Source organism: Ornithinibacillus gellani (assembly GCF_003730295.1).
Taxonomy (GTDB): Bacteria; Bacillota; Bacilli; order Bacillales; family Amphibacillaceae; genus Ornithinibacillus_A; species Ornithinibacillus_A gellani.
In genome coordinates this window covers 24,451-39,803 of sequence record NZ_QTSZ01000052.1, presented here as the reverse complement: position 1 = coordinate 39,803, position 15,353 = coordinate 24,451, and the positions used below count along the sequence as shown (strand labels likewise).

16 protein-coding genes are annotated in these 15,353 nt (G+C 39.0%); 7 read left to right on the top strand and 9 right to left on the bottom strand.

The annotated features are described in order from the left end of the window. Positions 1-104: 104 nt before the first annotated feature. Positions 105-629 carry a type 1 glutamine amidotransferase domain-containing protein gene (locus DX933_RS16865; RefSeq protein ID WP_123317609.1) on the bottom strand — a complete coding sequence of 175 codons (525 nt, stop codon included), beginning with the start codon at positions 627-629 and terminating at the stop codon, positions 105-107. A 174-nt stretch (positions 630-803) separates the two neighbouring features. Between DX933_RS16865 and DX933_RS16860 the strand changes: the two genes are divergently transcribed. Beyond that, positions 804-1,409 (top strand): DedA family protein, encoded by a 606-nt coding sequence (locus DX933_RS16860; protein ID WP_123317608.1) that lies wholly within the window; start codon positions 804-806, stop codon positions 1,407-1,409. Between the two features lie 31 nt (positions 1,410-1,440). Here the strand turns inward: DX933_RS16860 and DX933_RS16855 are convergent, their stop codons facing one another. Continuing rightward, positions 1,441-2,223 (bottom strand): phosphatidylserine decarboxylase, encoded by a 783-nt coding sequence (locus tag DX933_RS16855; RefSeq protein ID WP_123317607.1) that lies wholly within the window; start codon positions 2,221-2,223, stop codon positions 1,441-1,443. Positions 2,224-2,325: 102 nt separating this feature from the next. Between DX933_RS16855 and pssA the strand changes: the two genes are divergently transcribed. Continuing rightward, a complete protein-coding gene (gene pssA / locus DX933_RS16850) occupies positions 2,326-2,865 on the top strand; it encodes a CDP-diacylglycerol--serine O-phosphatidyltransferase (RefSeq protein WP_123317606.1) in 540 nt (179 codons plus the stop codon). Between the two features lie 128 nt (positions 2,866-2,993). Here the strand turns inward: pssA and DX933_RS16845 are convergent, their stop codons facing one another. After that, positions 2,994-3,443 (bottom strand): YueI family protein, encoded by a 450-nt coding sequence (locus DX933_RS16845; RefSeq protein ID WP_123317605.1) that lies wholly within the window; start codon positions 3,441-3,443, stop codon positions 2,994-2,996. A 251-nt stretch (positions 3,444-3,694) separates the two neighbouring features. Then, positions 3,695-5,626, bottom strand: a complete 1,932-nt coding sequence (locus tag DX933_RS16840; protein ID WP_123317604.1) for an LTA synthase family protein — start codon at positions 5,624-5,626, stop codon at positions 3,695-3,697. 244 nt (positions 5,627-5,870) lie between these two features. Here DX933_RS16840 and DX933_RS16835 point away from each other — a divergent pair, with 244 nt between their 5' ends. Next, positions 5,871-6,743 carry a YitT family protein gene (locus DX933_RS16835; RefSeq protein ID WP_123317603.1) on the top strand — a complete coding sequence of 291 codons (873 nt, stop codon included), beginning with the start codon at positions 5,871-5,873 and terminating at the stop codon, positions 6,741-6,743. Between the two features lie 95 nt (positions 6,744-6,838). On the opposite strand, the gene DX933_RS16830 is transcribed toward DX933_RS16835, so the two are convergent. Then, complete coding sequence (locus tag DX933_RS16830) at positions 6,839-7,453, bottom strand: spore coat protein (RefSeq protein WP_123317602.1); 615 nt, start codon at positions 7,451-7,453, stop codon at positions 6,839-6,841. A gap of 267 nt (positions 7,454-7,720) precedes the next feature. Here DX933_RS16830 and nagZ point away from each other — a divergent pair, with 267 nt between their 5' ends. Then, on the top strand, positions 7,721-9,406 hold the full coding sequence (gene nagZ, locus DX933_RS16825; RefSeq protein WP_123317601.1) for a beta-N-acetylhexosaminidase: 1,686 nt from the start codon (positions 7,721-7,723) through the stop codon (positions 9,404-9,406). A 149-nt stretch (positions 9,407-9,555) separates the two neighbouring features. On the opposite strand, the gene DX933_RS16820 is transcribed toward nagZ, so the two are convergent. The 4 genes from DX933_RS16820 to DX933_RS16805 all read right to left on the bottom strand — a co-directional run bounded on the left by DX933_RS16820 (position 9,556) and on the right by DX933_RS16805 (position 13,196). Then, on the bottom strand, positions 9,556-9,945 hold the full coding sequence (locus tag DX933_RS16820) for a hypothetical protein (RefSeq protein ID WP_190279574.1): 390 nt from the start codon (positions 9,943-9,945) through the stop codon (positions 9,556-9,558). Between the two features lie 100 nt (positions 9,946-10,045). Then, positions 10,046-11,092 carry a tRNA 2-selenouridine(34) synthase MnmH gene (gene mnmH / locus DX933_RS16815; protein WP_123317599.1) on the bottom strand — a complete coding sequence of 349 codons (1,047 nt, stop codon included), beginning with the start codon at positions 11,090-11,092 and terminating at the stop codon, positions 10,046-10,048. 245 nt (positions 11,093-11,337) lie between these two features. Then, positions 11,338-12,396 carry a selenide, water dikinase SelD gene (gene selD / locus DX933_RS16810; RefSeq protein WP_123317598.1) on the bottom strand — a complete coding sequence of 353 codons (1,059 nt, stop codon included), beginning with the start codon at positions 12,394-12,396 and terminating at the stop codon, positions 11,338-11,340. A gap of 38 nt (positions 12,397-12,434) precedes the next feature. Further along, complete coding sequence (locus tag DX933_RS16805) at positions 12,435-13,196, bottom strand: exodeoxyribonuclease III (RefSeq protein WP_123317597.1); 762 nt, start codon at positions 13,194-13,196, stop codon at positions 12,435-12,437. A 246-nt stretch (positions 13,197-13,442) separates the two neighbouring features. On the opposite strand from DX933_RS16805, the gene DX933_RS16800 reads away from it, so the two are divergent. From DX933_RS16800 to DX933_RS16790, 3 genes are read left to right on the top strand one after another with little or no spacing between them, the layout of a single operon-like run. After that, positions 13,443-13,817: a GntR family transcriptional regulator gene (locus DX933_RS16800; protein ID WP_123317596.1), complete on the top strand. Its 375-nt coding sequence runs from the start codon at positions 13,443-13,445 to the stop codon at positions 13,815-13,817. Positions 13,818-13,828: 11 nt separating this feature from the next. Next, positions 13,829-14,518, top strand: coding sequence for an ABC transporter ATP-binding protein (locus DX933_RS16795; protein ID WP_123317595.1), 690 nt, complete (start codon positions 13,829-13,831; stop codon positions 14,516-14,518). Beyond that, entirely contained in the window at positions 14,515-15,348 is an 834-nt protein-coding gene (locus tag DX933_RS16790; RefSeq protein ID WP_123317594.1) for a hypothetical protein, read from the top strand. The genes DX933_RS16795 and DX933_RS16790 overlap by 4 nt, the downstream gene beginning before the upstream one ends. The last annotated feature ends 5 nt before the right edge of the window (positions 15,349-15,353 follow it).

The window sequence follows — 15,353 nt, the reverse complement described above, 5'->3', positions numbered from 1 at the left end:
AATGTAGCAATTAACTTCATTATATGGAAACGCTTTCTAAGTGTAAAGAATGGATTAAATAATAAAGACAGACTTTCTAATGCTAGAAAGCCTGTCCACGTTCGTTATACTTCAACAAGTAATTCAATAAATGTTTTCATATAAACTGGTAAATCAGGTGGGCGTCTACTGGAAACCAAATGTCCATCTACTACTACAGGTTCATCAACCCAATTTGCGCCTGCATGAATCATATCGTCTTTAATTGCAGGTGTACTCGTTGCCTTTCTTCCCTTTAGAATATCGGCAGAAACGAGCACCCAGCCTGCGTGGCAAATAATACCGATCGGTTTTCCTGCCTGATCCATTTGTTGGATGAGCTTGATGACGTCTGGGTTTTGTCTTAGTTTATCTGGTGCCCATCCTCCTGGAACAACAATTGCATCATACTGATCTGCAGCAGCATCCGCAATAGATAGGTTGGATTTTGCGGGTAGACCATGCTTTCCGAGATATGTTTCATCAGCTTGCGCCCCAGCCAAGTGGACTTCAGCGCCTGCTTCCTGCAGACGTAACACTGGATACCAAAGCTCAAGATCCTCATAATCATTGGCAACAAGAGAAATCACTTTCTTTTGCTTTAACTGCATGAATTTATCCCTCCTATTGGAAGGATAACAAATGAATGACCATTTGTTGAGTAAAAGGAATGATAACCTATTGAAAAAATATTTCTGAAGGTGTCCAAATTTAACTTTTTCTATAGTATAATAGTAATATTAAACATGTTTTTAGATGTATGAATATTGAAAGCAGGGAACGGTATGGGTACATGGTATGATTTTATAAGCCAATATGGCTACATTGCAATTATAGTTATTTTAAGCTTAGGGATTATTGGACTGCCGATACCAGATGAAGTGATTTTGACATATTTAGGCTATATTATTTCGATGGATGGTATGAAATTTTCGATTACTTTTGTAGCTGCATTGATTGGTGCTGTTGCCGGTATATCAATCAGTTATTTTTTAGGCGTAAAATTAGGAGAACCTTTTATTAGGCGTTATGGCCCCAAGCTATTTATCTCTGATAAAACCATTGATCGCACAAATAGGCTGTTTCGAAAGTATGGCCCGTTTGTGCTCATTATTAGTTATTTTATACCTGGAATTAGACATGTAGCTGCTTATGTAGGGGGGATTACGAAATATTCCTTCAAGCGCTTTATGATATTTGCATATGTAGGCGCATTGTTCTGGGTATTTACGTTTATCGCAATTGGGCGTCGACTGGGTGAAAACTGGGGCCTTATTTCTACCTTCTTCCATCAGTATATATGGTTGATTGGTGGGTTAGCTTTGGCTCTCGCTGCATTTGGTGGTCTGTATTATATATATCGAAATCATAAGTTTAATAATATTTTGTAAAACTGCTGCTGGAATGCTCCAGCAGCAGAGATTATACGTTTGTCCACTTACCTAACGCTTGTCCAAGCTTGATTTCGGTATTGTCTGGAACGATATTTTGAAAGGCATGTTTGTTTTCAATAAATAAGAGCACTGTTGAACCGAATGAGAAGTATCCAGCTTCTTCCCCTTTGACACATATGTCAGAAGAGTTAGTTAGCTGAATGCTGTTTATATTTAATGCTCCAACCTTAATGAAGGCAACCTTGCCAGTATCTGTATCGATTTCGGAAATAATACGATAATTGGTGGAGAAGGGCTTATCACCCCAACGCAGTCCCAAGCTGTTGACAGGGTATGATGTTTCCCCAAGTGCATAGCGCTGGATTAGTTTACCATCGATTGGATAATGGATACGGTGGTAATGGCTAGGTGATAGATACAGAATATAATAGTAGCCATCATAGTAGGTGCTTGCACGTTTTGTATCTCCAAAAATATCATCTAAACGATATAATCGATCTTTAATGTAGAAGGCTTGATTCGGTAGTACTTTGCCAATTCCATTTACAATACCATCAACAGGTGAGGTCAATGTATATGGTGTCCTATCGATTGGTCGAAGATTAGGTTTTAGCTTTCTCGTAAAAAATGCATGAAGACTATGATATTTTTCTAATGGTTTTTCTATTTCTGATTCATTTATATGGTATACTTTTGAAAATGGACGTACGAGTGGCTTACTTATTTTAGAGCTTGAGATCTGCTTTAGCATGTTCGATGCGAATGGATTACCTGTTAATTCAACAAATAGCTTTAAACCTGTTTTGATCATCTGATTCAAATCCTTTTTTTATAAAATTGGCTCAGTGCAGGAAATACGTTGCCTGTATGGTATTTGTACTTTTTTGTATACGCTATGTTTGGGGGAGTTCAAATGTTTTTATCACGACTTTTTGATTATACTAAATTGAAGGCTCAATTGGCTAATGCAATTACTTTAATGAATTTAAGTTTTGGTATTGTAGCCATCGTTTTGATAACTAATAATCTAGCACATATGAGTCTGCTTTTCATTTTTTTAGCTGCTTTCTTCGATTTATTTGATGGACTTGTGGCGCGGAAATTTAATATTGAATCTGATTTTGGTAAGGAGTTGGATTCATTAAGCGATCTAGTATCCTTTGGAGTGGCTCCAGCCTTATTAATCTATCAAGGTATTCTTTACACTGTTCCTGGTGTGGGGATGACCATTATGATTATGTATATTTTATGTGGTGCTATTCGTCTAGCTCGTTTCAATGTGAAAGAATTCGATGGGGCATTTTACGGGATACCGATTACAGCTGCTGGAATTATAATGACATTAAGCAGTTTTCTAATACCGTATTTCTCCGTTCTATTCTTTTCTATTTTAACTTCCGTGTTGATGCTATTAATGGTGAGTAATGTGCGCGTTCCAAAAATAAAAATGTAAATAAAAATGGTTGGGGATTAAGTGCCCAACCATTTTTATTACAGTTCAACAGCCAGTAAGGGCCTGATTGGTTCAACTAACAATCCATGGGGGAAGTGCGAAACCCCCCCACGGATTGAAGTTTCACTTTATTTGGGTTGAAACCAGCCTTTTATTTTATTCCAGAAGGAGGAGGGTTCTGTTTTATCCTTATCTATTTCCTCAGGTGAGGGGTCATCCTCTGCGGCAATATTTTCAACGTTTACCGCATAATCACATGCCAATACAGCCCCGATATCCGTTTTATTTTCTTCATCCTGGATGACAGTATAGGGAACATTATATTGGTTTGCTAATGTTTTTTCAGCCCGAAAAAAACGGTCGGCAATATGGCCGTTAAAAATCAGCTTGGCATCTGGATATTCCTTTATCGCCTTTTCGAGGTCCTGTAGGCCTTTATCAGCCATAACTTGACCAAATGTTAGGACTAGCACGACACGCTCTCTTAGCGTACCGAGATAATGATTTCGCTCAGCTTGTTTTGGAAGACGTGTACCATACATTCCATCATTTAAATAATCTTCTACTTGCTTACTCATTGAAATCCCCACTTTATTCATTACATTTATCTTAATTATCGATTCATTTTATTCATAGTATGAGACAAAAGGTTTGCCTATATTCCATTTTCTAAATGCCCTTCTGACTATCCTTTATACAATAAATTGACAGGAAATGCAAACAATGTGTAGTTTTTCACATATATAGTGCCCACTATAGAACTGCCCGCACATTGAATAATAAAAAAAGGAATCGATTGGCATCTATGCTTCAATCGATTCCTTTTTGTTTAATTGTTTTTTTCTTTATTTCCATAAGAGTAGATGGATGGATCTACTGGCTCCCAATCTTTTGTCGGAGAGTAGAATCGCAGTAGGTCACCATTTAGTAATTTATCGGATAGCTCAAGCTCATGGTGAATCGTTTCCTTCATTTCATCCATTTCCTCTGTTGCTTCTATTTCTTCCCCTGTTTCTGTGTCATAGTAAACACCTGATACATAACTGTATTCCGGGGTAATAAAGTCACCATTTCGGAATGGCACATAGTCTTTATGGTTCTCAGAGAACATATCCGTACCGAATTGGATATAATCTTGTGCATCAATACCTAGCAAATGCAAGAATGTCGGCATAACGTCCATTTGTCCAGTATATTCATGAACTGTTCCTTTGCCTTCAACGCCAGGAACTTTAATCATATATGGTACACGCTGCAGCTGGGCATTCTTAAATGGCGTAATCTCCTCGCCAAGCAATTCTTCCATTGCACGGTTATGGTTTGTAGAAATACCGTAATGGTCCCCATAAATCATGATGACAGAATCATCATATAGTCCAGCATCCTTTAGATCATTGAAAAACTGCTCTAAGGATTCATCCAAATAACGCGCCGTTTGGAAATAGCGATCCACAGAAGGGTCACCTGTTTCAGCCGGTGCAATCGTTGCATCCTCTGCATCGATTAAATATGGATGGTGGTGTGTCAGTGTCATCATATGCGCATAGAAAGGCTGTTCCAATGACTCTAAATATGGCATGGACTCTTTGAAAAATGGTTTGTCCTTTAAGCCATAGTTGATGACTTGATCTGGACTCATGTCATAATAGCTGGAGTCAAAATACGTGTCGATACCAAACTTCTTATAAATCTCATCACGGTTCCAGAAAGAACGATCATCTCCATGGAATACTGCTGACGTGTAATCTTGCTCTTGATTTAAAATGGCTGGTAATGCCTGATAGGTGTTGTTTCCTCTTGTGACAAAAGCAGCACCTTGAGACAGACCATAGATGGAGTTATCTAAAATAAACTCAGCATCAGCCGTTTTTCCTTGTTCTGTTTGATGGAAAAAGTTATCAAAATAAGTGAAATCCTGATCTTTATCATGAACAAGTGAATTTAGAAATGGCGTTACTTCCTCGCCATGCAGCTTGTAATCAATCAAAAAGGTTTGGAAAGACTCCAAGTGAATTTTGATAATGTTTTTCCCTTTTGCGGCGCCAAATAATTCTTTATTTGGTTCTGCATACTTGTTTTTTGTATAGTTTTCTACCACGGTAATATCACTGCTGTCCGCCAACACACGCTGGGAGGACGATTTGATATTTTGAATGGCATCATGAATAGCAAAGTTATAGGCACCTAAATACTTAACAATATAGTTACGGTCAAAGGTACGCTTTAATAACTGTGGTCGGTCAACTTCAGCCAATGCCAGGTTGATGGAAAATACAATCAAACCAGACGCAATAACGAGCAATGGTTTTCTAAACTGCAAACGACTGACAGACCAATCTTTTTTCATGAAAACAAATAGCGCAATCAAGATAATGATATCCAGGGTGTAGAGCAAATCAGACCATTGTACAAGACTGACAATACTACCACCAAGACTTCCAAAGTTGCTAAACTGTGTAAGGGTCGGCAGTGTAATGTAGTCCGAGTTTGCACGGTAATGGACGACGTTCGCATACAAAAAGATTCCCATTAATGTTTGTATGACAATAATCCATATCCCAGCTTTTCTTCCCTTTGCAAAAAGTGCAACACCTAGAAAAATCAGTGCAGAACTTAAAGGGTTAATAAATAAGAGAAAAGCTTGCATTCCATTTGAAATATCCAAGTTAAATTCATTTATATAGACGATGTAAGATTTAATCCAAAGTAAAATAACGGCTACCAGAAAGAATGACATTTTGGATGTTGTTATTTTCTTCATTCATTTTCACCTCAATTTTTTCTTGCAAGAGAATATTATAAATGATGTTCCCTAATTTTACAAGTTTATTCATGGAATAATATTTGTAAAATAGTGGGAAACCATGTGGGCGCACTGGTTTATATCGTGCATTTGTAGATTATGATGTGTTAGACTAGACTAGGAATTTCTGTAAAAAAAGCATATATCCATAAATATATGAATTGCCGTAACAAGTATATACCCAGAAAGGAATAATGAAAACATGAAAAATTTACCGCAACAATCCAAAAGTGTTTGGAAAGAATATATATATATCATGTTTGGCGCAACCTTGGTTGGTTTGTCCTATAATATATTTTTATTGCCGGCAAAACTGGCGGCAGGTGGCATTTCAGGGGTGAGTACCATTATCTATGAGGTGTATGGTTTAAGCCCTGCCCTCACACAGGGACTGATAAATATCCCTATCTTTTTAATTGGCTGGTTTGCAATGGGGAAGGATTTTAGTGGAAAAACATTGGTAGGAACGTTTTTTGTGCCCTTTGTTATATGGTTAAGCGCTGATATTCCGTATACCGTAACGAATCCTTTGTTAGGTGCATTATATGGTGGTATTGTGCTTGGGATTGGCTTAGGGATTGTATATAAAGGTAATGGATCTACAGGAGGTACTGCCGCTATTGCCCAGATTGTCAAAAAGTTTACCGGCTTGTCCAGTGGATATTCACAATTAATTGTTGATGGATTTGTTGTAATTAGTTCAATCATCGTCTTTAATTTGGAATTAACGTTATTTGCCTTAATGGCTATTTATGTTACGAGTAAAACAATTGACATGGTTCAATTACAGACTTCTTCTACAAAGCTCATCCTTATTATTACGGAACGTGAAAAAGAAATACAGAGCCTGATTAAAGACGGTATTGATCGTGGGTTAACGAAGGTTCGTTCTGTTGGTGGCTATTCCAATAAGGATAAAACAATGATTTTATGTGTTGCTGAAAAGCAAGAAGCAGTGTATCTGAAACGCATGCTTCAACAAGAAGAACCCGATTCCTTTGTCATTTTCCTCAATGCTTCGGAAATCTTAGGACGAGGCTTTTCCTTGGACAAGTATTACGGACAAAAGCTATAGCAGAAAAATAAAAAAACATGGTAAAGCCCATCATGGCCCGCAATTTTTCGGGAGTAGATGGCAATTACCATGTTTTTAATTTTTTTCGTCCATGTTTAATGTGGCATGGTTCCTTGAATTGGTGCAAAGGCCTGGGTATACTGCTGCATGTCCTCTGGCTTTAATTGTGGCACCTGGTAATAATGATGTTTGTTTTGGTAATAAAACAATTCAAAAGCCATCTCAATGAGGTTCGGAATACTGTCGGCAAATACGCGACGTAATACTGGGTTGGTCGCCTCCAAAGCGGTTGTCGTGAAGGCTGTGGCTGAGGATTTCAAGGCGCCCATTAAGAAGCCCGAAATACATTGATCATTCAGCTCGCTAACGGATTGGATAGGCGTTGTCGGCTGTGTTGGCTTCATTCCGTATTCCGCCGTATGTCCCTCAGGCATGGTATAGGTTTGGGTTTTAATTGCTGGATCTTGACCTGTTCTAAGCGTTTCAACAATCGTATTATACATTTGGGTTAAAAATGTACGCTGTCTTTGCTGAATAGATTGTAACTCCGGATCCTGAATATGCTGTTCATATATGACAGACTGTTCTAATCCTGAAACAAGGCCTGAGATGGCCTCGTGTGCATCAAATAATTCATGTCCACCATGGTTTTGCTGACTTGGAATTTGATTGGAAGCTTGGAAATTGCCTGTTTGATTCTGATTATGCATGATGTATCCTCCTTCATTTTTTTTCATGCTTATTATGGTTGGTCAAGAGAAAAATATACACAGCATGTAGAAGTATTTTTTCGGATGATTATTAATAAAGTATAAACACGATCATCTTCCAACAGTTTGGTGAAGGTTATAAGAAAGGGTTGCTATTATTTTCTAGTCATTAGGCAAATATGTATAATGGAGATATAGATATATAGGAAGATTTACGATTATCCATATGATACGTATGGGAATATTTATAAGACTGGAGGAATTCCAATGGTCAAAAAGGTCGGGCTTTCCTTGGCAATTATATTAATTATTTTGGTAACGCTCGATATTTTTGTTGATCGGGATTTTGACCAGCCGCAAAGTAGCTTAAATCAACCAAATGATGAAAATAAACAGCAGGACAATCATTCCATTAATCGGGAGTCCTCGGAAGAGTTGATTTATCAAATTTTTTCAAAAGCCGAAGCGGGAGAGGTTAATGAGTCGCCATTCCAGGTTGAAAAAACCGATATTCAAGAAGTCGTTACGCGTTGGGGTGAACCAGTTAAGACAAATGAAATAGATAACCGTTATTATGCGGAATATGATAATCAATATGTACATATTGGGTATCAGAATCAGCTCATTTTTGATATCCGTTCTTATGCCCCGTCATTACAAGCCATTCACTTCAACGACATCATCGGGACAAAGGGAGAACCGGATGAAATCAATTTTTACCAGGATACAAATGTTGACCAAATCATTCTTATCTACCAAGTAAATGAAATGTTTCAATTGAAATGGATTTTTCCTAAACCGACTGAAACGGATCAAAATCCGGTTTTGCACCATATTTCTGTTACAAGTGGTTTGGATGATTCCATAGATAGTGTGTCAGAGGAGATTGCAGCATTGTCATTAGATGAAAAAATTGGTCAGCTGCTCATCAGCGGGATTGACCAAACGACAACATCTGATTTTACTGATAAATTACTTCATGAATATCATGTTGGTGGTATCATTTTCTTTTCGGAGAATCTAGAAACAACAGAGCAATCCGTTGCGCTTATGAATCAATTGAAGAAGGACAATGCGGAAAACAAATATCCCTTATTTTTAAGCATTGATCAGGAGGGCGGTGAGGTTTCCCGGTTGCCGGAGGAAATTCGTGCGCTACCAACCGCTAAGGAAATCGGCTTACGAAACAGTCCATCTTATGCTTATCAAATGGGAGTATTGTTAGGGAAACAGTTAAAATTATTCGGCTTTAATCTTAATTTTGCTCCTGTGTTGGATATTTACAGTAACCCAGCCAATACTGTTATTGGCAATCGAGCGTTTGGGGAGGATGCAGAAACAGTGGGGAAGATTGGCATCCAGGAAATGAAAGGGATCCAGACCCAGCAGGTGATTCCGGTAGTGAAGCATTTTCCAGGTCATGGGGATACGGAAACAGATTCTCATGAAGGATTGCCAGTAGTGGAGAAATCGTTACAGGAGTTACAAGAGTTGGAGCTTCAGCCGTTTCAGGAAGCTATCGAAAAGGGCGCCGAAGCAATGATGGTCGCACATATCATGCTGAACGAAATTGATCCGGAATGGCCGGCCTCGCTTTCAAATCAGGTCATCCAGGATTTATTGCGGGAAAAATTAGGCTTTAAAGGACTTGTGATTACAGATGATTTGACGATGGGAGCTATTGTAAATCAATATGACATTGGTGCGGCAGCCGTGAAATCTATTCAGGCAGGATCGGATATTGTACTCGTTGCCCACGAAGAAGCAGCGGTTGATGCTGTTTTTTATTCCTTAAAGCATGCTGTGGAAGCAGGAGAAATAACGGAGAAAAGAATCGATGAAAGCTTACAACGTATCATCAGTTTAAAAAAGAAATATGGCATGCATCATAATTCAATCCCAGCAGTAGATGTTGAGGAACTTAATCAAACGATTGATCAAGTGATGAAATAGCTGAAGTGAATTTCTTTGTTGGTGAGACCGGCCCGTGGAACGCGGAGAAGATTGATGGAGTGATGAAGGTCATCAAATAAAATGAAAAGGAGTTCCAGTAAAAATTAATTTACTGAAACTCTTTTTTAGTTTTAGACTTATTTGCTTTATTATTTTTCTGTTTTCATAAACGTCAATAGAAAGAATACGGCAAAACTGACCAACAGAATGGTTCCACCAACAATAAAGAAAACAGTTGGCAGGGCACCATCTAAGCCAAATGGTTTCAAATAATATATCCACATCCCGATGGTAAGCCCAGCTGCACCAATAATAGCTGTCCAAACATGAATGGTCGCCATGATTGTTTTGGCGGGTGTGAATATTTTATAAAAAACAGCCCAGGCGAAGAGGGTTAACCAGCCAACAACTAAAATATGGGCATGGACGGTTTTAAAAGCATAGCTGCCTGCTCCAGCCATATGGGAACCAAGAAATGCTCCAACCAATGCAAATAAAGCTGAAAATCGTAATAATACCTTACTATATGTGTGCAACATACTCGCTCCTTTGTCCTTTTCCTATATGTTATATAGTTTATGAAATGAATATGAACGGAGCGTGAATAGTTGATAACAAAAAACACGCAGCACAGTTTTGTTACCTGTGCTGCGTGTGATGTTGAATTGTCATGTGATTCATGATCTGCTCGGCTGCATGCTGGGCTGTATCGGCAGCAATGTAAATGTGTTCCTCCTGATCTACATCCTTGACCGCGTATTCATACCGTGGATCATAGTAATATTCCAAAAGCAGTTTGATAGCAGTCGGGAAATCACTTTGAAGTAAAGCTTCTTCAATTTGTTTGGCAATCGGTTGATGAATCCGGCGTTTAATATACTGGAATGCTTCTAGAAATCGTTCTGGATCGTCATCGGGCTGATAATCTGCCAAAATATTTTTTACACGTTCCTCCATTGGCAACTGAATGAAAAACTGGGTACCTTGCTGTTTCTTTTCAAATAAACAATCTGGCAGTAATACTTTACCAATGCGTTTACTTTCCCCCTCCAAAAATACGAATGGCTCTTGTTGGAGCTGATTTAATTCTGTGATAAGCAAGGAATCAAACTTCCGCTGGTTCCGAGGTTCCAATCCAATTTGTCCAAAAATAGAACCGCGATGTCCAGCTAATCCTTCCAAATCAATGGTGGGTAGCCCGTTATTTTTTAATAAGTGAAGAATGGTTGTTTTTCCAGATCCCGTATATCCATTCAATACATAAGCAGCTGGACGAAACGTATAATTCTCGAGTTGTTGAACGACCCACTTTCGGTACGTACGTATGCCGCCATTCAAGCGGTTCGCATGAATACCCATCAAATCAAGTACGGTTGCAGCAGTTTTACTACGCATTCCTCCACGCCAACAAAAGACAGTAAATGGCTTGTCCAACGCTTCGAATGCAGCAATAAAGTCGGGCAGTTTTTTTGAAAAAATTTCTAAGCCGCGCTTTTTGGCTGCTTGCTGACCTACCTGTTTGTAAATGGTACCAACCTCTGCTCGCTCTTCTGTTGTAAAAACAGGAATATTAATGCTTCCGGGAATGGTTGCATCATGATATTCGATAGGGGAACGAACGTCAACGAGGCAATGCGCTTTTTTCTTTTGTAAGGTAAATAATTCTTCTAGTGATATGGTATGCATCGTTACACCCCGTTTAAAAAGTTTACAGATTTACTAAATGCGGAAGACGCGAGCCAGTGCTGACGGCGGGAGTCTCCGCATAATTATACTTATCACAGATTAACTGGCTGTAAGCCCCCCACAATAAGCGTTTTTGTTGATAACGAGAATTGAAAGTGGGGGATCAAACAGCCAGTAAAGGCCTGATTGGTTCAACTAACAATCAGTTGGGGAAGTGCGAAAACCCCCCTGATTGAAGTTTCACTTTATTTGGCTGTGCGAATTGTTATATGGCCTGGATGCTTAGCAGTTACCTCGCCTATGATGGCGGATTCCACGCCATGTTCTAATAATTCTTGCTGTAGTTTATCTGCATCCTGTTCCGCAACAGATAACAGTAAACCACCTGAAGTAACGGCATCACATAAAATCCATTTGTCGATTTGCTCCATATCATCTGGAAAGGACACATCACCTTCCAAGTGGGCAAAATTATTTTTGGTTCCTCCAGGCACGGCGCCATCCACAGCCAATTCCCGAACACGTGGAAGGATTGGAACCAGATGTTGGTCAATAGAAATCCCAACCTGACTTCCTTTAGCCATTTCAGAAGCATGCCCGAGCAGACCAAACCCTGTTACATCAGTGGATGCATGTATATCGTATGCTGCAGAAACCTCTGCGGCTGTCTTATTTAAGGTTGTCATCACCTTTGTCACCCGATCAATCTCAGCATCATCCAAGAGACCGCGTTTTAACGAGGTGGTTAAAATACCTACACCAATTGGTTTCGTTAAAATGAGCCGATCACCAGGCTTGGATCCAGCATTTGTGCGGATATGGTCAGGGTGAATAACACCTGTGACAGCAAGACCAAACTTCGGTTCTTGATCGTCAATGGAATGCCCTCCGACAAGTGTAACGCCGGCTTCCCTTAGCTTATCGCCTGCACCTCTTAGGATAGCGGTCAATATTTCCTTATCTAATGTCCCAATTGGAAAAGCAACGATGTTAAGAGCAGTTATTGGCTTTCCACCCATTGCGTATACATCACTAATGGCATTTGCAGCTGCTACCTGACCAAAATCATACGGTCGGTCCACAATCGGTGTGAAAAAGTCAACGGTTTGTACAATGGCAGTATCATCGTTAATTCGGAAAACACCTGCGTCATCACTCGTATCCAGCCCAACAAGCAAGTCTGGATGGGCTTTTTTGGGTGGAAGGGCATGCAGCACCTGCGCCAAATCTGCAGGACCAATTTTACAACCACAACCTCCTTTAGAGGATAAAGCAGTTAATTTTACGTTTTCTTCTTTCGACATATTTATCAGCCTCTCATTTATCATGATCTTTCATACATTTATGAAATTGTATCTATTTCCAACACGATTGGACAGTGGTCGCTTCCCATGACTTCGGAATGAATACCAGCTTGCTGGAGCTGTTGTTGTAATCGATTCGATACAATAAAATAATCAATCCGCCAGCCAATATTCCGTTCCCGGACCGTTTTCATATAGGACCACCACGTATATAGTCCATCTGTTTCTGGATGGAAGTAGCGTAGCGTATCGGTGAATCCAGCATCCAGCAGCCGGGTCATACAAGCTCTTTCTTCTGTCGTAAAACCAGAATTACCGTGATTGGTTTTAAAGTTTTTTAAGTCTATTTCCTCGTGGGCAACATTCATATCTCCACAAAGAATAACTGGTTTTGTTGCATCAAGCATCTGTATATACGCAAGCAGTTCATCTTCCCATGCAAGGCGTAAATCAAGCCGTGCTAAATCACGCTGGGCATTTGGCACATACACATTGACGAGATAGAAAGTGTCATATTCCAACGTAATAATCCGACCTTCTGGGTGTACAGCCGCACCATCCATACTGTAGCTCACAGCATTAGGCCTATGTTTCGTGAAAATAGCTGTGCCGGAATATCCTTTTCTTTCAGCGTAATTCCAATATTGATAATAGCCGTCAAGGTCCAGGCTAATTTGTCCATCCTGCAGCTTTGTTTCTTGAACGCAAAAGAAATCTGCATCCATTTGATGAAAATAATCTAAAAAGCCTTTTCGTACACAGGCTCTAAGTCCATTTACATTCCATGATACGAGCTTCATTTGATTTCTCCTTTAATATTCCCAATGCATCTATTTTAACATAATTTATAGCGGGACCTTTTTTCTGTTGCTCATTGGATTCAAAAAAAGTTTTAAAATAATCATTGACTTTGGGTGTATTAACCGTATAATACAGTTAAGTGGTGTATGAAGTGATTAATACACTATATTTTTTGCCCATTGTGTACTAACTAGTTAATACACGATGGGATACGCATCTGAAGAAGACAGGTAGGAGATGGATTCATGAAAATAAATGTAAATAAACGTGATCCCGTATATGTACAAGTGATGCGCTATTTTAAAGAACAGATTGCCACGGGGCAATTGGCACCTGGTGAGGAAATTGCATCCAGAAGAGAAATTGCAAATCAATTGAAAATAAATCCTAATACGGCCCAGCGTGCATACAAGGAAATGGAGGAGCTCGGTTTGATATTTACGGAAGGGAATATGCCAAGTCGAATTACAATGGATGAAACCATTTTAACGGATGTTCGCAAAGAGCTAGTGCTAGAGGCAGTAACGGAATTTATTCATTCCATTCAATCTATTGATGTGTCACTGGAAGAAGCGGTGGAGCTTGTAAAAGAAAATTATAATCGGAAAAGAGCGGACTAGGGGGTTAAGATATGTTAGAGGTCAAGGATTTGAAAAAGAAGTTTGGCAGGAAGCAAGTATTAAAAGGTGTTTCATTTACAGCAAAAAAAGGTGAAATCACCTGCTTGATTGGTATTAATGGGGTAGGTAAAACAACCATATTGAATGCGATTATGAGACTCACAGCCATAAATGGTGGTCAGATTTTATTAAATGGCGAAAGCATCACAAAGAAAAGCTATGAGAAAATCACCTTCATACCAGATGCAATTACGGTCATGCCCCATATGAAAATATCGGAAGCAATGCAATTTATGGATGATTTTTATGACTGCTGGAATGAGAAACGGGCAACCGAATTATTGGACTTTTTTAAGCTAAATGCGAATGACCGTGTTTCCAGTTTATCTAAAGGTAACACGGCAAAGGTTAATTTATTGCTGGGACTCGCAATGGATGTGGATTATGTGTTAATGGATGAACCGTTTTCTGGAATAGATATGTTTAGTCGGGAAAAAATTGCTGAGGTTTTTACGACACATTTAATCGAGGATCGTGGTGTGATTATTACGACGCATGAAATCAGTGACATCGAGCATTTAATTGATCATGTCGTTTTGCTGGACAATGGTCGGGTACTAAAGGAATTTGCAACAGAGGAAGTTCGTGAACAAGAAGGGAAATCTGTTGTTGATGTGATGAGAGAGGTGTATCAAGCATGAGCAATTATTTAAAATTAGTTAATTTTGAACTAAGCCGATTTATGAAATTGTATGTGGTAATGATTTGCTTCACCATTATTATGCAAATCACGGGTGTAATTGTGAAATCAAAATCCTATATGGGCCTGGCAAATGAAGAAATGTACAAAAATATGATGTCGAAAACTGAATTTATTAATCAGCATGGTGAATTTTCATTTTATTGGTTGACACAAAGTATTTGGTTCATGGGTCCAATTGCCTTGTGTGGGGCGGCTTTATTATTTTATATGTTTCTCATTTGGTATCGCGATTGGCTAGGGAAAAATACCTTTATCTATCGGTTGCTTATGATTCCTACAGCAAGAATGAATGTATATTTAGCTAAGGCAACAACTATCTTCTTAATGGTCATCGGAATGGTTGCCTTACAGCTGGCATTGTTTCCTGTTGAGGCAGTTGTGATGCAATGGATGGTTCCAGTTGATTTTCGGTTGGATTTAAATATTTTGCAAACCATCTTTAGCTTAAATTTTGCAGCTGTTTTATTTCCATTAACCCCAACGGAATTCTTCCTTTGGTATGGTGCTGGTGCAATGAGCATTTTGGTTATCTTTACTGCGATTCTTTTTGAACGAAGCTTTCGTTGGAAAGGGATTTTAATTGGAGTAGTTTATATCGCTTTATCTGTCGGTTTACTCATGCTCCCAGTTCTTATCGACGAGTTCTTTATGTACGGTTATCTATACCCAATTGAATTAGTTGGAATAACGATAGTGATGGGGCTTTTGGTTACGGGAATGTCATTATTTACAAGTCATTATTTATTGAATAAAAAAGTAACAGTTTGATAGGG